At 69.1% G+C, this 22506-nt stretch carries 22 protein-coding genes and 1 pseudogene; 12 read left to right on the plus strand and 11 right to left on the minus strand.

Going from position 1 to position 22506, the window contains the following annotated elements:
• Positions 1 to 77 precede the first annotated feature (77 nt).
• Positions 78 to 2537 (plus strand): beta-galactosidase, encoded by a 2460-nt coding sequence (locus AB0I34_RS32290; protein WP_360452430.1) that lies wholly within the window; start codon positions 78 to 80, stop codon positions 2535 to 2537.
• Here the strand turns inward: AB0I34_RS32290 and AB0I34_RS32295 are convergent.
• Complete coding sequence (locus AB0I34_RS32295) at positions 2534 to 4375, minus strand: ABC transporter ATP-binding protein (RefSeq protein ID WP_360452432.1); 1842 nt, start codon at positions 4373 to 4375, stop codon at positions 2534 to 2536. The genes AB0I34_RS32290 and AB0I34_RS32295 overlap by 4 nt on opposite strands.
• Before the next feature lie 149 nt (positions 4376 to 4524).
• Between AB0I34_RS32295 and AB0I34_RS32300 the strand changes: the two genes are divergently transcribed.
• Entirely contained in the window at positions 4525 to 4950 is a 426-nt protein-coding gene (locus AB0I34_RS32300) for a MarR family transcriptional regulator (protein WP_360452434.1), read from the plus strand.
• A 4-nt stretch (positions 4951 to 4954) separates the two neighbouring features.
• Here AB0I34_RS32300 and AB0I34_RS32305 read toward each other — a convergent pair.
• Positions 4955 to 5601, minus strand: a pseudogene (locus AB0I34_RS32305) (response regulator transcription factor).
• Positions 5589 to 6692, minus strand: a complete 1104-nt coding sequence (locus AB0I34_RS32310) for a histidine kinase (RefSeq protein WP_360452436.1) — start codon at positions 6690 to 6692, stop codon at positions 5589 to 5591. The pseudogene AB0I34_RS32305 and the gene AB0I34_RS32310 overlap by 13 nt, the downstream one beginning before the upstream one ends.
• Before the next feature lie 217 nt (positions 6693 to 6909).
• Between AB0I34_RS32310 and AB0I34_RS32315 the strand changes: the two genes are divergently transcribed.
• On the plus strand, positions 6910 to 7443 hold the full coding sequence (locus AB0I34_RS32315) for a hypothetical protein (protein WP_360452438.1): 534 nt from the start codon (positions 6910 to 6912) through the stop codon (positions 7441 to 7443).
• Positions 7440 to 8408: an alpha/beta hydrolase gene (locus AB0I34_RS32320; protein ID WP_360452440.1), complete on the plus strand. Its 969-nt coding sequence runs from the start codon at positions 7440 to 7442 to the stop codon at positions 8406 to 8408. Before AB0I34_RS32315 ends, AB0I34_RS32320 begins: the two co-directional genes overlap by 4 nt.
• On the opposite strand, the gene AB0I34_RS32325 is transcribed toward AB0I34_RS32320, so the two are convergent.
• The 3 genes from AB0I34_RS32325 to AB0I34_RS32335 are packed head-to-tail and all read right to left on the minus strand — an operon-like array spanning position 8389 to position 11458.
• Entirely contained in the window at positions 8389 to 9846 is a 1458-nt protein-coding gene (locus AB0I34_RS32325; protein ID WP_360452442.1) for a peptide MFS transporter, read from the minus strand. The genes AB0I34_RS32320 and AB0I34_RS32325 overlap by 20 nt on opposite strands.
• A gap of 36 nt (positions 9847 to 9882) precedes the next feature.
• On the minus strand, positions 9883 to 10560 hold the full coding sequence (locus AB0I34_RS32330; protein ID WP_360452444.1) for a hypothetical protein: 678 nt from the start codon (positions 10558 to 10560) through the stop codon (positions 9883 to 9885).
• A 16-nt stretch (positions 10561 to 10576) separates the two neighbouring features.
• Complete coding sequence (locus tag AB0I34_RS32335) at positions 10577 to 11458, minus strand: LysR family transcriptional regulator (RefSeq protein WP_360452446.1); 882 nt, start codon at positions 11456 to 11458, stop codon at positions 10577 to 10579.
• A gap of 93 nt (positions 11459 to 11551) precedes the next feature.
• Here AB0I34_RS32335 and AB0I34_RS32340 point away from each other — a divergent pair, with 93 nt between their 5' ends.
• From AB0I34_RS32340 to AB0I34_RS32350, 3 genes are read left to right on the plus strand one after another with little or no spacing between them, the layout of a single operon-like run.
• The gene (locus AB0I34_RS32340) at positions 11552 to 12070 is read left to right on the plus strand and encodes a dihydrofolate reductase family protein (protein WP_360452448.1); all 519 of its coding nucleotides are present in this window, start codon (positions 11552 to 11554) and stop codon (positions 12068 to 12070) included.
• Positions 12070 to 12714, plus strand: a complete 645-nt coding sequence (locus AB0I34_RS32345) for an HAD-IA family hydrolase (RefSeq protein ID WP_360452450.1) — start codon at positions 12070 to 12072, stop codon at positions 12712 to 12714. The genes AB0I34_RS32340 and AB0I34_RS32345 overlap by 1 nt, the downstream gene beginning before the upstream one ends.
• A gap of 14 nt (positions 12715 to 12728) precedes the next feature.
• The gene (locus tag AB0I34_RS32350) at positions 12729 to 13442 is read left to right on the plus strand and encodes a 2OG-Fe(II) oxygenase (protein WP_360452452.1); all 714 of its coding nucleotides are present in this window, start codon (positions 12729 to 12731) and stop codon (positions 13440 to 13442) included.
• On the opposite strand, the gene AB0I34_RS32355 is transcribed toward AB0I34_RS32350, so the two are convergent.
• Positions 13341 to 14171, minus strand: a complete 831-nt coding sequence (locus tag AB0I34_RS32355; RefSeq protein WP_360452454.1) for a helix-turn-helix domain-containing protein — start codon at positions 14169 to 14171, stop codon at positions 13341 to 13343. The genes AB0I34_RS32350 and AB0I34_RS32355 overlap by 102 nt on opposite strands.
• Positions 14172 to 14397: 226 nt before the next feature.
• On the opposite strand from AB0I34_RS32355, the gene AB0I34_RS32360 reads away from it, so the two are divergent.
• Both AB0I34_RS32360 and AB0I34_RS32365 read left to right on the plus strand, forming a co-directional pair.
• Complete coding sequence (locus AB0I34_RS32360) at positions 14398 to 15063, plus strand: DUF4097 family beta strand repeat-containing protein (protein ID WP_360452456.1); 666 nt, start codon at positions 14398 to 14400, stop codon at positions 15061 to 15063.
• A 32-nt stretch (positions 15064 to 15095) separates the two neighbouring features.
• Positions 15096 to 17372: a DPP IV N-terminal domain-containing protein gene (locus AB0I34_RS32365; protein ID WP_360452458.1), complete on the plus strand. Its 2277-nt coding sequence runs from the start codon at positions 15096 to 15098 to the stop codon at positions 17370 to 17372.
• Between the two features lie 44 nt (positions 17373 to 17416).
• Here the strand turns inward: AB0I34_RS32365 and AB0I34_RS32370 are convergent, their stop codons facing one another.
• Genes AB0I34_RS32370 through AB0I34_RS32380 form a run of 3 tightly spaced genes read right to left on the minus strand, consistent with a single transcriptional unit; the run spans position 17417 to position 20071 of the window.
• Positions 17417 to 18409: a Gfo/Idh/MocA family oxidoreductase gene (locus AB0I34_RS32370; protein WP_360452460.1), complete on the minus strand. Its 993-nt coding sequence runs from the start codon at positions 18407 to 18409 to the stop codon at positions 17417 to 17419.
• Positions 18406 to 19416 carry an alcohol dehydrogenase catalytic domain-containing protein gene (locus tag AB0I34_RS32375; protein ID WP_360452462.1) on the minus strand — a complete coding sequence of 337 codons (1011 nt, stop codon included), beginning with the start codon at positions 19414 to 19416 and terminating at the stop codon, positions 18406 to 18408. Before AB0I34_RS32375 ends, AB0I34_RS32370 begins: the two co-directional genes overlap by 4 nt.
• Positions 19417 to 19438: 22 nt before the next feature.
• On the minus strand, positions 19439 to 20071 hold the full coding sequence (locus tag AB0I34_RS32380) for a hypothetical protein (RefSeq protein ID WP_360452464.1): 633 nt from the start codon (positions 20069 to 20071) through the stop codon (positions 19439 to 19441).
• Positions 20072 to 20097: 26 nt separating this feature from the next.
• On the opposite strand from AB0I34_RS32380, the gene AB0I34_RS32385 reads away from it, so the two are divergent.
• From AB0I34_RS32385 to AB0I34_RS32395, 3 genes are read left to right on the plus strand one after another with little or no spacing between them, the layout of a single operon-like run.
• Positions 20098 to 20541 carry a GNAT family N-acetyltransferase gene (locus AB0I34_RS32385; RefSeq protein WP_360452466.1) on the plus strand — a complete coding sequence of 148 codons (444 nt, stop codon included), beginning with the start codon at positions 20098 to 20100 and terminating at the stop codon, positions 20539 to 20541.
• Positions 20534 to 21421: an LLM class flavin-dependent oxidoreductase gene (locus tag AB0I34_RS32390; RefSeq protein WP_360452468.1), complete on the plus strand. Its 888-nt coding sequence runs from the start codon at positions 20534 to 20536 to the stop codon at positions 21419 to 21421. The genes AB0I34_RS32385 and AB0I34_RS32390 overlap by 8 nt, the downstream gene beginning before the upstream one ends.
• A 34-nt stretch (positions 21422 to 21455) precedes the next feature.
• A complete protein-coding gene (locus AB0I34_RS32395) occupies positions 21456 to 22415 on the plus strand; it encodes a formylglycine-generating enzyme family protein (RefSeq protein ID WP_360452470.1) in 960 nt (319 codons plus the stop codon).
• Between the two features lie 10 nt (positions 22416 to 22425).
• On the opposite strand, the gene AB0I34_RS32400 is transcribed toward AB0I34_RS32395, so the two are convergent.
• On the minus strand, positions 22426 to 22506 hold an 81-nt coding region (locus tag AB0I34_RS32400), incomplete at its 5' end, for an integrase core domain-containing protein (protein WP_360448981.1).

Raw genomic sequence — 22506 nt, forward strand, 5'->3', positions numbered from 1 at the left:
CCACCCTCCGTCGCGCCGGCGCGACGGTGCAAGACGGTACCTGGCGACCACCGGCCGACTCTGATCTTGTTGGCTCCATGAGTTCAGTGGAACTGGATGCCCGGGGCATCCACATCGACGGCGAACCGCGGGTCGTGCTGTGTGCGTCCCTCTTCTACTTCCGGCTGCCCCGGGAGCAGTGGCGGGCGCGACTCGACCAGGTCCGGGCCTCGGGGTACACCTGCATCGACGTGTACCTGCCGTGGAACTTCCACGAGCTCGCGCCCGGCCGGTGGTCGTTCGAGGGCCGGCGTGATGTCGCCACCTTCCTGGATCTCGCCCACGAGGCCGGGCTGCACGTGATCGCCCGGCCCGGGCCGTACATCTGCTCGGAGTGGGACGGCGGCGCGCTCCCGGCCTGGCTCGGGCTCGACCCGTCGCTGCGGATCCGCGACAACCAGCCCGGCTTCCTGGCGGCCGTGACGGCCTGGTTCGACCAGGTGCTGCCGATCCTGGCCGCTCGCCAGCACGGCGCTGGTGGCTCCGTGATCATGGTCCAGTTGGAGAACGAGTTGGACTTCTTCGACTGCGAGGACCGGCCCGGGTACATCACCGCGCTGCGGGACCAGGCGGTTGCCCACGGCCTCACCGTGCCGCTGATCGCCTGCGCCGGCCAGGGTGATCTGTTCGGTGCCACCGGCAACGTCGCGGACGTCGTACCGGCGTGCAACTTCTACCCGAACGACGACTCGCCGGACATCGAGGCCGAGGTACGCCGGTACGCGGACCTGCTCTCGGACCGCGCGCTGCCGTTGCTGATCACCGAGACGAACCGGCGGCATCGGACCCTGAGGCGGCTGCTCGCCAGTGGTGCGTCGCTGCTCGCGCCGTACCTGCAGGCGTCCGGCTGGGACTTCGGATACACCCCATCGAGCGGGAACTGGGGTAAGCCGGGCAACTTCATGAGCCATGGCTACGACTTCGGCGGGTACGTCTCGTCGACCGGAGTGGAGCGGCCTGAGTACGCCGAGGCGCAGTTGCTCGGGCGTGTGATCGATGCACTGGGATCGCGGCTGGCGCTGGCGACACCGGGGGCTCCTGTTGAAGTGACGACCGACTTCCCGACGAGCTCGGCACCGGCGGCATTGGACTTGGATGGCGGTGGACAGTTGGTCGCCGTACCGAATCTCGGCCGCAGCGATGGGCGAGCGCTGGTCAACGGGGTGTCGGTGGCGGTAGCGGCGGACTCTTGTCCGTTGATGCTGATCGACGTCCCGCTGGGAGACATGATGTTGGGCTTGGCATCGGCGGATGTGGTGGAGCTGGCGGACGACGGCCTGGTGTTCTGCTCGGCGGTGCCGGTCACTGTTGTCATTGGCAATAGCTCGGTGGAGATCGCGGTCGGGTCGACCGAGCTCGTCGACGGCGTCAGCGTCACCGTGCAGCCGCGAGCCGCCGAGGTCGTACCTCCTGAGAGTCCTTTGTCGCAAGAGGTTTCCGCTGTGCGACGACGGGCCACGGCAGCACCGGAGACACCAGCGGGCAAGCACGAGCTGGCGCCGACGCTGGAGTCGCTCGGCGTCTATCGCGGCCGGGGGATCTACACCACCACGGCGGCGCTGACCAACGAACTGCTGCTCGTGGGTGCGGCCGACATTGTCGACCTGTCGATCGGCGGCCGGCTTCACACGTTCGCGGGATTCGGCGCGACCCGGCGGATCGACGTTCGAGGGCTCAGCGGCGAGATCCGTGCCACCGTGGAGATCTGGGGTCACGCCAACTTCGACGACGCCCGGTTGCCGGCACTCCGGCTCGGCGCGCTGCGTGGTCTGGGCAGTCTCTGGACGGTCGTCGGAACCGAGGATATCTCGGCGTTGTGGACGGTCGATGGCCACTGGGCGGGCGACCCTGCGCCGACGCGAGTTCTGACTGGCTGGAGCAGCACCCGTGTGGGTACGCCGGTCACCTACACGCGACGAATCTCGGCCGAGACCACGACCGCTTTGCACCTGCACGGCGCCCACGCACCGGTCGCCGTGTCCGTGGACGACGGTGAGCCGATCACGGTCCACGCCGAGAATCCTTGGATGCTGCTGCGGGCCGGGACCAAGCAGATCTCGGTCACCGTGCCGCATGACCCGAGTGGTGGGCGTCTCCGCGCGGAGTTGCTCAGGCTGGAGCCGGTGACGGGCTGGACGTGTGCTGTGCAGGACGACGAGCTGCTGACTGCCTTTGCCGGTCGCGGTGGGCCGGGGCAGGACGTCGTACTGCCGATGGCTGTGCGGCTGGGTGAGGAGGCGTGGCTCGAGGTGGATCTGCCGGCTTCCGAGACCGGCTATCTGCTCCGGCCGGAAGGTGTGCAGGTGCGGGTGACCGCGTGGTCGTCCGGCGAGTGCATCGGGAGGGTGTGGACAGGCGAACGCCCGGCCTTCGCCGGCGGAGATCCTGACGTGCTGTGGATCCCACCGGGTTGGGCCGGGCTCACGCTGCTCGTGACCGGAGTGGCCGGTCCAGCTGATCCGGAACTGCGCCGGCTCAGGCTCGACTCGGCAACCTAGGCGGCCTTGGCGAATTGGGTGGTGTAGAGCTCGGAGTAGAGGCCGCCCGCGGCCAGGAGTTGGTCGTGGGTGCCGCGTTCGCGGATCCGGCCCTCGTCCAGGACGAGGATGACGTCGGCGTTGCGGATCGTCGACAGCCGGTGCGCGATCACCAGCGACGTACGCCCGACCAGCGCGTTGGCGAGCGCGGCCTGGACCGCGGCCTCGGATTCGGAGTCGAGGTGGGCCGTCGCCTCGTCGAGGATGACGATCGACGGCGACTTGAGCAGCAGCCGGGCGATAGCGAGCCGCTGGCGTTCACCACCGGACAACCGGTAGCCACGGTCGCCGACCACGGTGTCTAGGCCGTCAGGCAGGCTGTTCACCAGGGTCGCGATCTGCGCGGCCTCGAGTGCCGTCTGCAGCTCCGCCTCGGTTGCCTCCGGGCGGGCGAGCAAGAGGTTGGCGCGGATCGTGTCGTGGTACATGTGCGAGTCCTGGGTCACCACGCCGATGACGGATCGCAGTGAGCTCTGGGTCACCTCGCGGACGTCCCGCCCACCGACCAGGATGGCGCCGTCGGTCACGTCGTACATCCGGGACACCAGGGACGAGAGCGTGGTCTTGCCGGCGCCGGACGGACCGACGACGGCGACCAACTGGCCGGGTTCGACGGTGAAGCTGACGTCCTTCAGGACCTCTTCGCCGGTCTCGGCGGACAGCGTTGCGACCGACTCCAGCGAGGCGAGCGACACCTCCGCGGCCGACGGGTAGTGGAACGAGACGTGGTCGAACTCGATCGACGGTTCGACCGTCGGCGGCAGTTCCTTCGCATCCTTGCGGTCGGCAACCATCGGCGGGAGGTCGAGCACCTCGAGCACGCGCTCGAAGCTGACCAGCGTGGTCATCACGTCGACCTGGAGATTGGAGAGTGCGGTCAGCGGGCCGTACAGCCGGGTGAGGTAGGCGGTCAGGGCAACGACCGTGCCGATCCCGAGCGCCCCTTCGACCGCGAAGACCCCGCCGACGCCGTACACCAGGGCGACCGCAAGGGCCGCGACCAGGGTGAGCGAGACGCGGAAGACTCCGGCGTACATCGAGGTGGTGACGCCGATGTCGCGCACCCGCGCGGCCTTGCCGGCGAAGTCGCGGGACGAGTCCTGCGTCCGGCCGAACACCTTGGCCAGTACGGCGCCCGCGACGTTGAAGCGCTCGGTCATCGTCTGGGCCATGGTCGCGTTCAGCCGGTAGGTCTCGGCGGTCGCCTCGCGCAACCGGCCGGCGATCAGCCGTGCGGGCAGCACGAACAGTGGCAGCAGGACGAGGGCGAGCAGAGTGATCTGCCACGACATGACGAACATGGCGCCGAGGACGAGAACGACGCTCAGCACGTTGCTGACCACGTTCGACAGAGTCGAGGTGAACGCCTGCTGGGCGCCGAGGACGTCGCCGTTCAGGCGCTGGATCAGCGCACCGGTCTGGGTGCGGCTGAAGAAGGCGACCGGCATCTGCTGCACGTGATCGAACACGGCAGTGCGCAGGTCGTAGACGAGTCCTTCGCCGATCCGGGACGAGAACCAGCGCTCCGCCAGCGTGATCGCGCTGTTGGCGATGGCGAGCAGCGCAACCACGAGGGACAGCCACACCACCACCTCGGCGTGGCCCGGGACGATGCCGCGGTCGATGATCGCGCGGAAGAGCAAGGGGGTGACGGCGCCGGTACCGGCGTCGAAGGCGACGAGGACGAGGAACACGGCCAGAAAGCCGCGGTAGGGACGGGCGAACGTCATGATGCGGCGCAGGGTGCCCGCAGTGAGCTTGTGGTGGCGGACGGAGGAGTCCTTCAGCAGCGATCGCATGGCGCGACCGCCGCCGGCTCCCGCGCCCGGAAGTCCGGAGATCTGTGACATCTGAGCCTCTCGGTCGGGGACGATATATACTGAGGTTAACTCACTATGAGCTAAACTCACAAGTCCCGCCCATCCCGGCTCACCACTAGGCTCAGTTCGTGCATGCACCGGAAGACACCGCTGAACAGATCGCGGCCCTGCTCGAGGGCATCGTTCGCCGTCAGCGCCGCGCGACCAAGGACGGCGTGGGTGAGAGCGTCACCCACGGCCAGTTCCGGGTGCTGCGCACCCTCGACCAATCCGATCAGGCCCTCCGCCTGAGCGAGTTGGCGACCCGGCTCGGCATCGTCCCGCGCTCCGCCACCTCCGTCGTCGACGACCTGGAGGCCGCCCACCTGGTCGCCCGCCACCCGGACCCGGGCGATCGCCGCGCCACCCTGGTCACCCTCACCCCCGCCGGCACCGAGGTCCTCACCACCATCCGCCGCACCCGCCGCGACGCCATGGTCACCCTCGTCGCCCGCCTCACCCCCGAAGAACAATCCACCCTCCACCACCTCCTCACCCGCCTCGCCCAGGACTGACCACCTACTCGCGGGCGGCGCTGAGGTGGGTGAGGACGGCGAGGACCCGGCGGTTGTTGTCCTGGGTCTCGGGGAGGGAGAGTTTGATGAAGAGGTGGCGGACGTGGGCCTCGACGGTGCGTTCGCTGAGGTAGAGGCGTTTGGCGATGCCGGTGTTGGTGAGGCCCTCGGCCATCAGTTCGAGGACGTCACGTTCGCGGTCGGTCAGCGCGGTGAGCGGATCGCCCTCGCGGCGGCGGGCGACCAGGCCGGCGACGACCTGGGGTCGAGGGCTGAGCCGCCTCGGGCCACCCGTTCCGCCGCGGCGAGGAACTCCCCGACGTCGAGCACGCGGTCCTTCAGCAGGTACCCGAACCCGCCGAGGGACACGAGCTCGACCACGTGCGCCGTCTCGATGTGCTGAGACAGCAGCAGTACGCCGATCTCCGGGTGCGCGGCCTTCAGCTCCTTCGCCGCCCGGGCGCCTTCGTCGCTGAACGTCGGGGGCATCCGGATGTCCGCCACGACAAGGTCCGGCCGGTACGACGTCACGGTCGCAAGCAACCGGTCCGCGTCTCCGAGGGTCTCCACCACCTGGTGACCACCATCGACGAAGAGCATCGCCAGCCCTTCCCGCAGCAGGACCTGGTCCTCCGCGATCACGACCCGCATGGCAGTTCCGCGACGAGGGTCGTACCGGCGCCCGACCGGCTCTGGATGCGGAAGGTGCCACCAAGAGCGGCGACTCGATCGGCCAGACCGGTGAGTCCGGTACCGTCCCGGGCCGCTGCCCCGCCGCGGCCGTCGTCGTCGACCGTCACGACCAAGTGGTCGCCGTCGCGACAGGCCCTCAGGGCGACGCGGGTCGCCTCGGCGTGTTTGACCGCGTTGGTGAGACCTTCACAGCAGATGAAGTAGGCGGCTGCCTCGACACCGGCATCGAGTCGCTCGGCGGGCACTTCCACGATCACCGGCAGCGGCGCCCGGCGTGCGAGGTCGTGACACGCAGGCCCCAGGCCGGCGTCGAGCTGCGTAGGCGGCAGACCGCGGGCGAGCTCGCGCAGCTCGTCGATCGCGACGCTCACCTCCGCGACCGCGCCGTCGAGGGTCGACCCGGCCGCCTCCGGCGACGACCCGAGCTGATGTTGCGCGTGCCGGAGCGCGAGACCAATGGACACCAGTCGCTGCTGGGCACCGTCGTGCAGGTCGCGTTCGATCCGGCGGCGCTCGGCGTGGCCGGCGGCAACTATCCGCGCCCGCGACGCCTTCACCTCGGTCAGCTGCAGCCGCAGTTCGGCGCGCAGCCGAGCGATCTCGACGGCCAGCCCACTGTCTTCGACAACCCGGCGGAGCAGCTCCGGCCCGAGGCCGGCGGGACTGTCGTGCAGTACGACGCCGATCCGCTGATCGCCACGCTCGAGGATGATCCTGGCGCGGCCGTCCTCGACATCGCGGTCGGCACCGTCCAGGTCGACGTACCGCCGGCTCTCCGGCAGGAAGACGAACAGGTCGAGGCCGGGGTCGGCGAGGATCTCGCGCAGCACGGTCCGCACCTCCTCGGGCGCCCGGCGGCCGGCCCGGACGGCGTCGAGGAAGTCCGCCATCCGGTGCAGGGCGTCGTACCGGGACCGGTTGAAGCGGCGGTCGACCAGGTCCTGGAGGCGTCCGCGCAACGGCCGGAACAGGATCGCGCACACCACCGTCGCCGTCGCCGTGGCCCAGGCCGAACCACGGCCCAGCAAGGTGCCGAGGGCAACGATCACGACGAGGTACGTCCAGTGCTCTGGCCGCCGCGGTCGCGATCTACGGCGTCACGCTGAGCCTGTTGTTCCTCGCGGTCTACACCACGCCAACGCAGCCGGGCGACCGTCCCAGCCGCCTCCGCGCGCACGTCGAGCAGTAGCCGACCGGAAGCTGCGTGGATTGAGGACTTGACTCAATCCACGCAGCGGACGGCGTTCGTCCTGCTTGGCTGGACGCATGCGTACACCGACAACATCGCCGGCTGAAGCCGCGCGGTTGATTCGTGCGGACCAGCGGTTGTTGCTGGAGCGGATCGACGGACTGAGCGAGGCCGAACTGCGGGCGCCGTACCGGGTGACTGCCGGGCCGCTCGGGCACTTCTGCGATTCGCTGCACGACCTGACCGCGCACATTCTGATGTGGGACGAGATCAACCTCGCTGTGCTCTGCGACGCCAAGGCCGGGCGGCTGCACTGGAGTCTCGACCCGCGGTGGGAGACGGCGGAGATCGGCAGCGCCCTCAACGTCGGCGGCGTCGAGGCGGGCCGGCACATCCCCTCCGACCTGCTCCTGCACCGCTTCCACAGCGTCGGCGCGGCGCTCCTCGCCGAGATCGAGCAGTACGACGACGCGTCGTGGGCGGATCCTTCGACGGGCGGTGGGTTCGGCGGCGGTATCGGAGCTTTGGCCGAGTATGTCTGCACCACCCCGGACGGTTTCCTCTTCGCGCATGCGGCTCGCCACCTCACCCCCGCGGCGGTGCCGGCGTGAGCACCATTGCCGAGGGCATCGAAATCGTGGATCTGCCCGCCTTCAAAGCCGAGACCGACGCACTGCTCGAGCGCTTCGCTGTCGAACCGGCCGGCCCCGAGCTCGATCCGTACCAGGCGCTGCTGCTCGATCGGCAGGAGTTCCCCGACCCAGAGCTGGCCGGCGAGCGAGACCGACGCACCAGTGCCGAGGACGTCACCATCGACCTTCCCGGGCGCACACTCCAAGCGCGGATCTATCGCTTCGCGGCCGGGCCGAGGCCCGTGCTGTTGTGGTTGCACGGCGGCGGGTTCATCGGCGGCGACCTGCGTGACATCGAGTACGCGACCTCCGGGATCGCTGCCGGAGGCAACGTCACCGTTGTTTCACTCAACTATCGCCTCGCGCCCGAAGATCCTTTCCCTGCAGGGCTCCACGACGTCCGCGACACCTTGGGCTGGTTGCGCGAGCACACCGCGGACCTCAACGGTGACGGCCGGATCGCGGTCGGCGGTCAGAGCGCGGGCGCGGCGCTTGCCGCTGGTGCCTGCCTGCTTGCACGGGACGAAGTCCAGCCACTCCCCGACCGGCAGATCCTGTGTTATCCCAGCCTCGACCACGACCAGGACACCGAGTCGGTGCGCCTCTTCGACGGCACGTTCCTCAGTATCGCCGCCGACCGGTGGTCCGCACAGCAGTACTTCCCGGACGGCGAGTTGCCGGCGACCGCCGTACCGCTGCGTGCTGAAACGCTGGCAGGCTTACCGCCCGCGCTCCTGCTCGGGGCAGGATGTGATCCGCTCCGGGACGACGCCCGCAACTATGCGAGTCGTCTCGCCCGGGACGGCGTACCCAACCGGTTGGTCGAGTATGCCGACACCATGCACGCATTTCTGAACTTCCCCGCCGTGCTGTCCGCCGGCCGGCACGCGGTGGAGCTCATCGGAGCCGACCTGCGGATGGCGTTCAGTGCACGCCGTTCATGAGCCGCCGGATCGGCTTCACCGCGATCAGGAGGGCAACACCGAGCATGATCGCCACCGCACCGATGACACCGAAGTACACCGACTCGTGGTCGGTGCTGTAGAACTTCGCCAGCACACCGGACAGCGCCGTACCGAGGGCCACGGACAGGAAGAACAACGCCACCATCTGGGTCCGGAACGCCTGCGGCGCGAGCTTGGTCGACAAGGACAGACCGACCGGCGAGATCAGTAGTTCGGCGATAGTGAAGACCAGCAGGATGCCTACGAGTCCGAGCAGCGGCGCGCTGTTCGGACCGCCGCCGGCCATCGTCAGGAACAGCAGGAACGCGATCCCCATCACCGCCAGACCGAGGCTGAACTTGACCGGCGTCGACGGCTGCCGCGGGCCGAGCTTCGTCCACAGCGCCGCGAACGCGCCGGACAGCACAATGATCATCACCGGGTTGATCGACTGCACCCACGACACCGGCATCTCCCAGCCGAAGATGTCCCGGTCCAGCCGCTGGTCGGAGTAGATCGTGACCACGGTGAACTGCTGCTGATAGAGCGACCAGAACGCGGCGCTCGCCACGAACAAGGGGATGAAGGCAAGGACCCGGCTGCGTTCGACAGCGGTCAGGCGCCCGCTGCCGAGGATGACGGCGAAGTAGATGACTGCCGCGACCGCGCTGATGACCGCGACGGCGGTCGCGAACCGCGACGCCGGCAGTACTCCGGTCAGGAGGACCACCACGACGACCACCAGCACGATCCCGACGCCGACGGCGACCCGCCGCGCCACGTCGGGCGTCAACGGGTTCGGCACCTCCCGTGCGACAGCGCTCAGCCGTCGGCGGCCCGCGCCGTACTGGACGAGGCCGAGGAACATCCCGGCCGCGGCCAGTGCGAAGCCGTAGTGGAAGCCGGCGTTCTCCTGCAGGAGACCGGTGAGCAGCGGGCCGGCGAGCGCACCGAGGTTGATGCCGAGGTAGAAGATCGAGAAGCCCGCGTCACGGCGCTCGTCGTCCGGGGCGTACAGCGTGCCGACCAGGGAGGTGGCGTTGGCCTTCACCCCGCCACTGCCGAGGGCGATCAGCACCAGGCCGACCGCGACGCCCACCAGGCCGGGGAGCAACGACAGGGCGATATGGCCGAGCATCACCACGACCGCGGCGTAGAACAGGGTTCGTTCCGAACCGAACACCCGGTCCGCGAGCCAGGCCCCGAGGATCGTGGACAGGTAGACGAGACCGCCGTACGCGCCGACGATGCTGGTGGCGGTCGTCTCGCTGATACCGAGCCCACCCTGGTCGGCGGGGTAGTACAGGTAGATGAGCAGGATGCCCTGCATGCCGTAGAACGAGAACCGCTCCCACAGTTCGACCCCGAAGAGGTTCGCGAGTACTGGCGGTTGCCCGAAGAACGTGCGTGTACTCCGGCCCTCGTCGGTGCTGGCCACTCAGCTCTCCCGTCTGTTGCTCCCCCAGATCTGCGGTCAGTGCTCGGCGCGATGTGTGAAGAACCTGGCCGGATCGCCGGCCGCGCGCGGACCGGAGGCGAGCCAGGCGGCGAACGCCTCGGGCTGCCGTCGCTCGAGCTCGTCCAGATACGCCCGGCGGACGTCGGCCACCCCGAGTCGCAGCTCGCGCCCGGTCGAACTCTGCAGTTGCTTGAAGCTCCGCCGCCATGCCAGGCAGAGCTCTTCGTCGGTCAGGTCGCGCAGCGTGGGCTGTACGACATCGACATCCAGCTGCACGATCGTTGCCTCGTCGATCGACTCTACTTCGGGATACCGCCCCGTTTCCGCTTCCCGCGCCGATTTCGGCATCGGCCAGACTCGTACGACGATCGGCGGCGACGTCGCGACCAGGAGTGCGAGCAGGACCAGCGTCTCGGCTCCCACTGCCGCGGCGTACCCGGAGATGGCCAGCACCAACAGCCCACCGAGCCCGGCCCAGCGTGGCGCCGCGCGGATCAGCTCCGCGGCCGGCAGCTCGCGCGCCAGCCCGAAGCTGACATAGACCGCGCCGACCGTGATGGTCGAGACCAGTAAGAAGACCAGATTGGTCGCCGGTGACACGAAGACAAGTGACGCGATGACGCCGATGGCGGCCAGCAGCCCTGCGGCTGTCCTCCAGATCTGGCTGTACCGCAGCCCGACACGCTCCAGCATGTGCTCCTGGTGCCCATCACGTCGTGCTTCCAACCGGCCCCGGCGGCGGGACGCTGCGCAGCGCCTCGATGAACGCCGCGGTGGCCGGTGGGTCCGGCGGATCGCCGTACGTCGCGAGGTAGATCCGGCGTACGACGGGCAGCTCGGTGGCGTGTACGCCCTCGGCGAGATGTGACCGCAACGCCATACCCGGCATGGTCGTGACCCCGAGCCCGGCGGCGACGAACGCTTGCTCCACGACGATGTCGTCGCTGGTGTAGGCGATCCGTGGCGTGAACCCGGCGTCGGCGCAGTGGCCGAGAAGCTCCCGCCGGCAGTTCACGCAGCCCGCGATCCAGGCCGAGTCCCGGTGGTCGGCGAGCGTCTCCCCGCTCCGGCTGCTGAGCAGGTACACCGGGTCGTCGAGGAGGTAGGTGTAGCGGATGCCGTCGTCCGGCGTGGCGTCGTCGTACCGGAAGACGATCGCGAGGTCGATCGCACCCTCGCGCAGCTGCTGGTGCGCGACGACGGGATGGGCGTCGGCGAGCTCGAGTTCGATGTTCGGGTACCGGCGGCCGATCTCGGCCGCGGCCGGTGGAACGAGCACGCTGAGCGCCGAACTGAACGAGCCCACCCGGACCCGTCCTGTCTGCAGTCCGATCCGTTCGGCCAGTTCGGCGTCGGCGGCGTCGACCCGGCCGATGATCTCCGCGGCGCGACGGGCGAGCAGCTCGCCTTCGGGCGTGAGGCGGATGCCCCGGCCGGCCTTCTGGACCAGCTTCGCGCCGGTCGCGGCCTCCAGCCGGGAGAGGTGATGACTGACAGTGGGCTGGGTGTAGTGCAGCGCCTCGGCCGCCGCGGTGACCGAACCGTGCGCGGCGACCGCGGCCAGCACGCGCAGCCGGACGAGATCGAGCATAGATCGATCGTATCTATGATTCCGGGCTCGCATTGGCATTGGACGCATACTTCCCGACCCGGCAGGGTGGTGCGTAGCCGAAAGGAGATCCCCGTGACCGGCACAGTTGTCTGGCACATGACCATGTCCCTCGACGGTTTCATCGGAGACCGCGACGACAACCTCGACTGGAGTTTCGGCGGGACCGAGCCGTCCGCACTGGCGGCCGAGGTGATCGCCACCACCGGCGCCTTCCTGTGCGGCGGGCGCCGCATCGACCTCGTCGGCGAGAACCGGCCGTACGGCGGTGTGTGGAGCGGAGCGGTCCTCGTCTACACGCGCAAGGACCCGGCGACCAATCCGATCCCGGAGTTCACCTACGTGTCCGGCGACATCCGCGACGTGGTCGCCGACGGCCTGAAGGCGGCGAACGGCAAGAACCTGGTGGTCACCGGCGGAACCGTTCCACGCCTGAGCCTGGACGCCGGCCTCGTCGACGAGATCGTCCTCCACATCGTCCCCGTCCTCCTCGGCGAAGGCGTGCGCTTCTACGACAGCCCCGGCGTCGAGCCCACCAAGCTCGAGGTCCTCACCCAGGAGCGCATGAACTTCCGCTTCAAGGTCCTCAAGTAGTGGCTGCACGAGTCGTCGTCCTCGACGCCATGGGCGTGCTGTACCGGCACGGGAACGTGGTGAGCGGCGTCATGATCCCTTACCTTCGCGACCTCGGGTGCACGGCGGGCGAGGACGAGATCCGCCGGCTGTACCGGCACTGCACACTCGGAGAGTTGTCGACGGAGGACTTCTGGGCGGCTCTCGGTGTCGGACACTCGGCCTCCGACGTCGAGTACTGCGGCCGTCATCAGCTGACCGCCGGCACGGTCGACACGCTGCGGTCGCTCCGTGCAGCCGACGTGATTGTGCTGGTGCTGACCAACGACGCTGGGCCGTGGTCCGCCCACTTGCGCAGGCGTTTCGGGCTCGAGCCGTACGTCGACCACTGGTTCGTCAGCTCCGAGATCCGTGCCCGCAAACCCTCGCCTGCGGCGTACGACGCCGTGCTCGCACATCCGGGGGTCGAGGCGGGGAGCACGGTTCTGGTCGACGATCGGCCGACCAACCTCGCGGCTGCCCACGCCGCCGGCTTCCGTCCAGTGCTGTTCCACAGCGAGGACACCGCCGCCAACCCGGTCCCGGACCTCGAGGCCACGAGTGCCCGGAGCATGCCGGATCTGCTCGACATCCTGCTTGCTGCGACTCACACCCCGGCGGTCTGATCCGTTCCATCCCTATGACCGACAAATATGCACAGCGAGTGGCCAAGGCGGACTGGGATGCGGTGACCGCCGGGGTGAACGATCTCGGGTGTGCGTTGCTGCCGCGGCTGCTGACGCCCGCGGAGGCGACCGGGATCGCGCGACTGTACGACGACGTACAGCGGTTCCGGGCCACGATCGACATGGCGCGGCATCGGTTCGGCGAGGGACAGTACCGGTACTTCGACCGGCCGTTTCCCGAGGCGGTGGAGGCGTTGCGGCAGGCGCTGTATCCGCGGTTGTTGCCGATAGCAAGGGATTGGTACGGCAAGCTCGGCCGGGACGCGGAGTGGCCGGACACGTTGGACGAGTGGCTGGAGATGTGCCACCAGGCGGGGCAGACGCGGCCGACGCCGATCCTGCTGCGCTACGGCCCGGGCGACTGGAACGCGCTGCACCGCGACCTGTACGGCGACAAGGTCTTCCCGCTGCAGGTCGTGATCAACCTCAACGACCCAGGCGTGGACCACACCGGCGGCGAATTCCTCCTGGTCGAGCAACGCCCGCGCGCCCAATCCCGCGGTACGGCGACCCTCATCCCCCAAGGCCACGGCCTGGTCTTCACCACCCGAGACCGCCCGGTCGCGTCAACTCGAGGCTGGTCCGCCTCCCCCGTCCGCCACGGCGTCTCCCCCATCCACACCGGCCACCGCCACACCCTCGGCCTCGTCTTCCACGACGCGACCTGAGCCCACCCGTGTGGGTGCCTCCGGGGTCGAGTAGAGGATCTCGCGGGCCTGTTCCGCGGCTCGGGCGATGCTTTCGCCGACGAAGTCGACGAAGCGGGCGATGTTCTCGAGGCGACCGGCGGCGGGGGTGCCTGGGCCGAGGACGCTGACGCCCTGCCGTGCCGTCTCGGCGAGCCGGGCGTGAGAGCGGGCGCTGGCGATCATCGACTGGTACCAGACGTCGGCGTCGACGACGTACCGCTCGCGGCGGCGTTCGTCGCGTTCCCGGCGGATCAGCCCCTGACTCTCGAGGAACGCGCTCGCCTTGGAGACCGATGCCGGGCTGACCTGGAGACGCTGGGCGAGCTCGGACGCGGTGAGGCTGCCCTCGTCCGCGATGGTGAGGGCCGTCAGCACCCGCGACATCATCTTCGGCAGGCCGGATTGCATGACGAGAGTGGTGAAGGCCTCCTCGTACTCACGCACCGCCTCGGCATCACGTCCGTGGCCCTGCGGAGGCGCCTGCTGCCCGCGTGGAGCGGCCTGCCTGCGCTGGTGGGCGCGGCGTTCGGTGGCGCGGTGGGCCAGGTCGGCACGGTAGGCGGTCGGACCGCCGTTCCGCATCACCTCCCGCGTGATGGTCGAGGTCGGGCGATCGAGACGCCTGGCGATCTCCGCGTAGGCGAGCCCGTCGGCCAGCCCCAGCGCGATCTGCTGGCGGTGTTGCTGGGTGAGCCTGCCTCCCGGCATCGCGATCTCCCTCCAGGATTCGCTGACGCCGAAACAATAGCGTTCACTCTCCTTCCAATGCAACGATCTCACTCCTCGGCGTTGCATTAAAACCACAACTGTTGCAACGATATTCGCGCTCTGACCTGCATGAATGGCGATTCTTCGCAATGATTACATTGCTAGATCCTCAAACGCAACGTAGCGTTTCTGGTGTCAGAAACCACCGGTCCAGGAGGACAGCACGATGCAGAAGTTCGACACCCCCACCACGATCTCCGCCGTCCTCGACATCCCGGCAGGACGCCTTCAGTTCATCGCCGCCGACCGTTCCGACACCACGGTCGACGTCCGGCCGTCGAACGCCTCGAAGAGCCGCGACGTGAAGCTCGCGGAGCAGACCACGGTCGAGTACGCCGACGGCGTACTGCGGATCGAGGCCCCGACGACCACCCAGATCCTCGGCAGCTCCGGGTCCATCGAGGTGACCGTCCAACTCCCCGCGGGCTCCGGCGTCGAGGCCAAGGCGGCCAGCGCCGAGTTCCGTGGCGTCGGACGCCTCGGCGACGTCGCCTACGACAGCTCGCACGGCGCGATCAAGATCGACGAGGCCGCGAGCCTCCGCCTGGCCACCCAAGCCGGTGACGTCTCGGTCGGCCGTCTGAACGGCCCCGCCGAGATCACCACCGCGAAGGGCGACATCACGATCGCCGAGGCAGTGCGCGGCGACGTCGTACTGCGCACCCAGGTCGGCAACGTGTCGGTCGGTACCGCCGCCGGAGTCTCCGCCTCTCTGGACGCCGGCACCACCGTCGGCCGGATCCAGAACTCGCTCAAGAACACCGGCGATGCGACCGACCTGACCATCCACGCCACCACCACCCAGGGCGACATCACCGCCCACAGCCTCTGAAGCGCACCGATCACCGACAAGGAACCCAGAGAATGACCACCACGCAGGACTACCAAGCCGCCGAGCAGCTCCTCCGGCGACCCGCCCGCCCCGGCGAGCTCGTCGTCGGCGACAAGGTCAGGCCGCAGTGGATCGACGGAGGCGCCCGGTTCTGGTACGCCGTGAGCAACGGCGCCGGCAAGCGGTTCGTCTTGGTCGACCCGGCGGCGGGCACTCGCGAACCGGCCTTCGACCACGCTCGCATCGCCGCCGCGCTGACCGCCGCCACCGGGCAAGAGGTCGACCCTGAGTCCCTTCCGTTCATGGGCATCGCACTCGCAGGAAACGCCGTCGAGTTCGACGCGTTCGGCGAGTACTGGCGCTGCAGCCTGGACACCTACACCTGCGAGCGGGCGGAGTTCACGCCGCCGGGCAACCCGCTGGAGGTGCCATCGCCGGACAACAAGGTCGCGGTGTCCCGGAGGGGGCACGACCTGTGGGCGCGCTCGCTGTCCGACGGGCGCGAGTGGGCGCTGACCACCGACGGCGAGCCCGACTACCAGTACGGCGCCGGCCCGGCCAGCACCGGCAACAGCACCCTGCTGCGCAAGATCGGTCTGCCGTACATGCCGCCCGCGGTGGCCTGGTCGCCGGACTCGACGAAGGTGCTGGCGCACCGGACCGATGAGCGCAACGTCCGGCAGACCCACCTCGTGGAGGCCCGGCCCGCCGACGGCAGCGCACCTGTCCTGCACACCCAGCGGTACGCGTTCCCCGGCGACGAGCACATGCCGCAGGCCGAGCTGGTCGTACTGGACGTTGCCGAGGGCACCGTGGTCCGCGCACAGACCGCGCCGCTCCTGATGCCGCAGGTGTCGCCGATCATGGCCAAGTGGGCGTGGTGGGCTCCGAACAGCTCCGCGGTGTACTACCTCGACCGCCCCCGCGACCTGCGCACGCTCACTCTGTACCGGCTGGACCCGACCACCGGCGAGGTCACCACGGTGGTCAGCGAGACCGGGGACACCAGGGTCGATCCCAACCAGTGGCTGTTCGAGCCACCGATCGTGCAGGTGCTGGGCGACGAGGTGCTGTGGTACTCGCAGCGAGACGGCTGGGGCCACCTGTACCGCTACGACCTGCACACCGGCGAACTGCTGGGGCAGGTCACCTCCGGGCACTGGGCGGTGCGGCAGATCCTGCGTGTCGACGAGGCCGAGCGAGTGGTGTACTTCGTTGCGTCCGGGCTGGTTGACGACGATCCGTACCGGCGTACGGTGTGCCGCGTCGGTCTGGACGGCACCGGCTTCGCCAAGGTCACCGACGACGAGTTGGACCACGTCGTCACGCTTGCCGCCAACCCGGCGTACTTCATCGACTCCGCGTCCACCGTTGACGTCGCACCAGTGTCGCGCGTCGTTGACTGGACCGGGCGGGTGGTGGTCGAGCTGGAGCGCGCCGACATCAGCAAGCTCACCGCCAGCGGCTGGACGGCGCCCGAACGGTTCCGCGTGAAGGCGGCCGACGGGGTGACGGACATCTACGGCGTGCTGTACCGGCCGCGGGCGTTCGACCACGCGCAGCGGTACCCGGTGGTGGACACCCTCTATCCGGGCCCGCAGGTCAACCGGGTCGCGCCGAGCTTCGACCCCGGTGGGATGGGCCTCGACGCGGAACCCCTCGCGGCGCTCGGCTTCGTCGTGATCGCGCTGGACGGCCGCGGCACTCCTGGGCGGAGCAAGTCTTTCCACGATGCCTCGTACGGTCACGTGGCGGACGCGGGCTCGCTCGCCGACCATGTCGCGGCGCTGCAGCAGTTGGCCGAGACCCGGCCGTGGATGGACCTGGACCGGGTGGGCGTATTCGGTCACTCTGGCGGCGGGTTCGCGGCTGCGCGGGCGATGCTGGACTTCCCCGAGGTGTACAAGGCCGGCGTCGCCATGTCCGGCTCGCACGACCTTCGCTACTTCAACCTGGGCTTCGCGGAGACGTACGACGGTGCCGACAACCCCGAGGCTTGGGCTGCTGCCTCGAACGTGGATATTGCGGACCGGTTGGCGGGCAAGCTCCTGCTCATCCACGGCGAGATGGACGACCAGGTCCACCCGCACCACACGCTCCGACTGGCCGACCGACTCGTTGCCGCAGACAAGGACTTCGAACTGCTCATCGTCCCTGGCGCCGAGCACACCCTGATCGACTGCCTCGCCTACGTCCGCAAGCGCTCCTGGGACTTCCTGGTCCGCGAACTGACCGGCACCCAACCCCCCACCTACCGCCCCGCCCCCATAACCCTCACCCCAGAACTACTAGCCGACCTCTTCACCTGAGCGCTCCTGTCGATGGGAGGGGTGCCTGGGCATCCCTCCCGGGTTCAGGCCGGGGCGAATTCTTCTGTTTCTACTCGGGTTCCGCGGTCGTGGGAGGCTATGGCGGTTTGGGCCAGTTGGAGGGCTCGGCGGCCGGCGGTGGCGGGGATGGGGGGTGGGGCGCCGGTCTGGAGGGCGGTGATGATGTGGTCGACGTGACGGTCGAACGTGGAGTGGAACGAGCGGGCCTCGTCGTTGAAGTAGCCCGCTTCCCACACACTGCTCGTCTCGTCCCCGGCCCGGGACAGCGTAAGACGCCGTACCGTGTCGTGGATCGTCAGACGACCCGCGGTGCCGTTGATCTCGATGAGCTGGCTGTCCGGATAGGCGTACGACGAGTCGTAGCTGCCGAGAATGGTGCCGACGGCATCGTTCTCGAACCCGAGCGCCAGCGCCACCGTGCTGTACGCCCCGTACGTCTTGCGAGTCATCTGCGCCGCGATCGACCGGATCGGCCCACCGAGATGCTCGAGCATGTCGAACCCGTGGCACTGCGTCTCGATCAGGTTCGCGTGCGGCGACTCCCCGTAGTTCGCCTCGCCGCCGAACCGCCAGGTGAGGAAGATCAAATCGCCGAGTACGCCGTCCTGGATCGCCCGCTGCGCGCGGACGACGGGCTCGGCGTACCGGTGGTTGAAGTTGATCCCGAAGAAAATCCCGCGGTCCTCGGCCCGGCGCAGGAGCTCGTCGGCCTCGGCCAGGTCGAACACCAGCGGCTTCTCGACCAGCAGGTTCGCGCCCGCGTCGATCAGCGCGAGCGTCGGCTCGAAATGCCCCTCGTTGGGCAGGCAGACGGTGACCAGATCCGGCCGCGTCTCCTTGAGCATCGCGCCGAGATCCGTGTACGGCGCCGTCCGGTACTCCGCCGCCCGTTCGGCCGCACTCGACGGGGTCCGCGCCGCGATCGCGACCAGCTCACAGTCGCTCCGGCCGGAGAAGATCCGGGCGTGCTGCCGTCCCCAGCCCCCGGCACCGACCACCGCAACGCGCACCGTCATTCGATCTCCTGGGTGATGACGACCTTGCCGGTCTGACCGGAGAAGAACAGCTCGAACGCGTTGCTCAACTCGCTCACCGGCAGACGATGGGTGATGACCTTGCCGATGTAGTCCGTCTGCGCGCGGAGGAGTTCGAGGTTCTCGGGCAGTTCGTCGTACCGGAAGTACTCGCTCCCCAGGACCGCTCGCTCGGGCGCGATCAGATCGCGCGACACGTCGAGCGACAACCCCTCGCCATGACCGACACAGATCAGTCCGCCCCGGCGGCTGCTCGCGGCGAGTGCGAGCTCGCGCGCCGCCTGCCGACCGGAAGAGTCGAAGCTCACGTCGGCGCCCGCGGCGATGATGCCGTCGCGGTCGTCGGCCGCGAAGCTGACCGCACCGAGACTCTCGGCGAACGTGCGCCGCCAGTTGCTGACGTCGGAGACGAACACCGGGAAGTCGGTGCCGAACCGGACCTTCGCCATCACCAGCAGGCCGAGACCGATCGGTCCGGCTCCCGCGACGAAGATGCTCTCGATGTCGGGGCGGATCCGCTGGGCCCGGCCGAGCGCGTGCGAACTGGTACCCATCACGTCGAGCAGCATCGTCGCGGTCGCCAGGTCGAGCTCGTCGCCGATCGGGAAGAAGTTGCTCTCGTGCACGACGGCGTACGGGCCGTAGCCGCCGTCGGTGTTCTGGCCGACGTCGCCGCGCTTGGCGAAGCACTGGTTGGTCGCGCCGACCCGGCAGCTGCGGCACTCGCCGCAGAAGTCCATCAGGTAGACGACGCCGCGGGTGCCCGGCGCGGTCGTCGTCCCGGGACCGGCGTCGGCGACGATGCCGGCGGCCTCGTGGCCGGGGACGATCGGGCTGCCGTCGTAGTACTCGTGCCGGTCGGTGCCACAGATGGCGTTCGCGGCGATCCGCAGCCGCAACTCACCAGCACCTGGTTCGCGGTACTCGTGGTCGGTCCACTCGATCTTCGCGTCACCCCGGAACCGGGGGACGACGGCGGGGACGGGCATGCCGGACTCCATTCCTCAGTAGTCAGCCGGCGAGGGACTCGCAGATGTCCCAGGCGGATTGGCGAAGAAGCGCGGCGGTGTCCGCGTCGAGGCCCTTCACCGGTACGTCGATGCCCACCGGGTCCTCGTTCAGCAGGGCGACGAGAAACACGCAGGCCGCGAGGTAGCTCCCGGCGAGCGCCGGGTGGCTGTTGTCCGCGTCGTGCAGGGCGGGTTCGTCGTGGGTGCTGAGGAAGCGTTCCCACACCATGCCGACCGGGACGAGGGTCGCACCGAGCTCCACCGCACTTGCGGCGTACGCCGAAGTCAGCGCCTCCTGCGCTTCGGGAGCGTTCCGCCGAGCCCACGTCAGATAGAGCGCGGTCCGCGCACCGGCTTCCTTGATCGCCGCGTCGAAGTCCCGCACGCTGTCCCGCATCCGCGCCGGACTCTTGACCGGCAACGTGCTCTGCTCCTGCAGTACGACGGTGTCGAACGACCCACCGGCGATCGCCTCGAGCGCCTTTCCGGCGTTCAGATGCTGCCGCAACGACGCACCACCGGCGGAGATCAGCTTGTGCTGGACATCGATCCCCCGCGCCCCGGCCAGGCCCTTCAGCAGTCCGGGCAGGTTGTTCCGCGACGTGAAGCTGTTCCCCACGAACAAGATGCGCACGAGAGGGACGCTACTACGCTGGGGCGATGGCTGAGCTGCGGATCGTGTCGGTGAGTGACGATGACACCTTGCTGGACTGGCAGCGGGTGCACAACGAGATCATCCCGACGGCGCCGCTGTCGGTCGACGACGTGCGGGGCCGGGTGACACGACACGTGCTCGAGGTCGCGTACGACGGCGATCTGCTGGTGGGCAACTCGACCGTGCGACCACCGTCGGAGGAGACGGCTGCCGCGACTGTGATCGCCCGAGTACTCCCGGAGTACCGGCGGCGTGGGTTCGGCGAGGCGATCTATCAGCGCTGCCTCGAGCGCGCCCGTGAGCTGAGCAGTGATGGCATCGAGACACACATCCTGGCCAGCAACGAGGACGGGCTGCGGTTCGCCAAGGCGCACGGATTCGTCGAAGTGGAGACGTACCTGCTGCCCGGCGACACTATTCCGTTCGTCGAACTACGACTCGATGAGTGAGGATGCGATAGTGCGCTTCTCGATCAACATTCCGAACTTCGGCGACTTCGCCGACGCCCACACGGTCGCGCGGGTGGCCGCCGCGGCCGAGGAGGCCGGCTGGGACGGGCTCTTCGTCTGGGACCACGTCGTCCACAGCAAGGAACGGCGGAAAGGCCAGCCCTTCGGGGACCCGTGGATGCTGCTGACCGCGGCCGCGCTGGCGACATCGCGGATCAAGCTCGGTCCGCTGGTGACGCCGATCGCGCGGCGACGGCCCGAACAGCTGGCGCGGCAGGTCGCGACGCTCGACGGGATGAGCGGCGGCCGGGTGATCTTCGGCGCCGGCCTCGGCGGCCCGATCGACGACGAGTTCGGCAGCTTCGGCGACGAGACCGATCCGAAGGTGCTGGCCGCGCGACTCGACGAGGGCCTCGACGTACTCGCCCGGTACTGGTCCGGCGAGACCGTGAACCACCAGGGCGAGCACTACCGGGTCGATGACGTCACGTTGCTCCCGGCAACGGTTCAGACGCCGCGGCCGCCGGTCTGGCTCGCCGGGTACTGGCCGCGCAAGGCTCCGATGCGCCGCGCCGCCCGCTGGGACGGAGCCGTACCGCTGTTCCGCAGCGCCAACCACGGCGAGGCTCCTCCGGTCGAGGAGGTGCGCGACCTGATGGCGTTTCTCCGCGACCAGGGCGCCGGCGCGACCACGCCGTACGACGTCGTCGTCGGCGGGATCAGCCCGGCGGACCCGGCGCGGTCCCGCGCGCTGATCGAGCCGCTGGCCGAGGCCGGTGCGACCTGGTGGGACGAGCGCCAGCTCCTCGGCGGCACCGACTTCTACCGCCTGGACCCGGTCCTGCGCCGCATCGAGCAGGGTCCGCCCAGCCTGGGCTGACTGCGAGAAGGGCGCTATACCTATCCTGGCTGGTATGAGCGAGGAACATCCGTCCTGTTGTGCGCCGTCCCGCCCGGTGGTGGGGATCTCGGCGCCGCCTCCCGTACCGGCCGCCGAGCCCGGGCGGCATGAGGTCGAGCAGGTGGCGCTGGCGGGTGGCGAGTTCGCGATGGGTGACGGGACCGGCGACGGCAACACCGGTGATGGCGAGGTGCCTGTCCATCAGGTGCAGCTCCAGCCGTTCAGCATCGATGCGACGAGCGTGACCAACCAGGACTTCGAGCGCTTCGTCGAGGCGACCGGGTACCGGACGGAAGCCGAGACGTTCGGCTTCTCGGCGGTGTTCCATCTGGCCTTGCAGACCGAGCCGGCGGAGTTCATGGGTCCGGCCTCGGGTACGCCGTGGTGGGCTGGGGTGCGCGGCGCCGACTGGCGTCATCCGGGCGGGTCGTTGTCGGATCTGGACGGGCTCGACGACCACCCGGTCGTCCATGTGAGCTGGAACGACGCGGTCGCGTACTGCTCGTGGGCCGGGCGGCGGCTGCCGTCGGAGGCCGAGTGGGAGTATGCGTCCCGCGGCGGACTCGAGGGCGCCCGGTACCCGTGGGGCGACGAGCTGATCGGGCCTGACAGAGAGTGGCGCTGCAACATCTGGCAGGGCGTGTTCCCGGAACGCAACGATCTCGAGGACGGCTACCTGACGACCGCGCCGGTTCGCACCTTCACGCCGAACGGCTACGGCCTGTGGCAGACGGTCGGGAACGTGTGGGAGTGGTGCGCGGACTGGTTCGGCCCGCGGTATTACAAGTTCACCCCCGGCGAGGACCCGCGCGGCCCGTCCCTCGGCGCCGCCCGGGTGATGCGCGGCGGCTCGTACCTGTGCCACGACTCGTACTGCAACCGCTACCGGAACTCCGCCCGCTCGTCGAACACCCCCGAGTCGTCGATGGGCAACGCCGGCTTCCGCACCGTCGCGCTCACACCGCCGGCCTAGTTGTACCCGGTCATGAGGTTGGTTGCAGTCTGGTGATGGGTGGTCGGCCGCCGAGTGCGGTGTGTGGGCGTTGAGTGTTGTAGTGGTTGAG

This window comes from Kribbella sp. NPDC050281, assembly GCF_040655855.1.
GTDB lineage: Bacteria > Actinomycetota > Actinomycetes > Propionibacteriales > Kribbellaceae > Kribbella.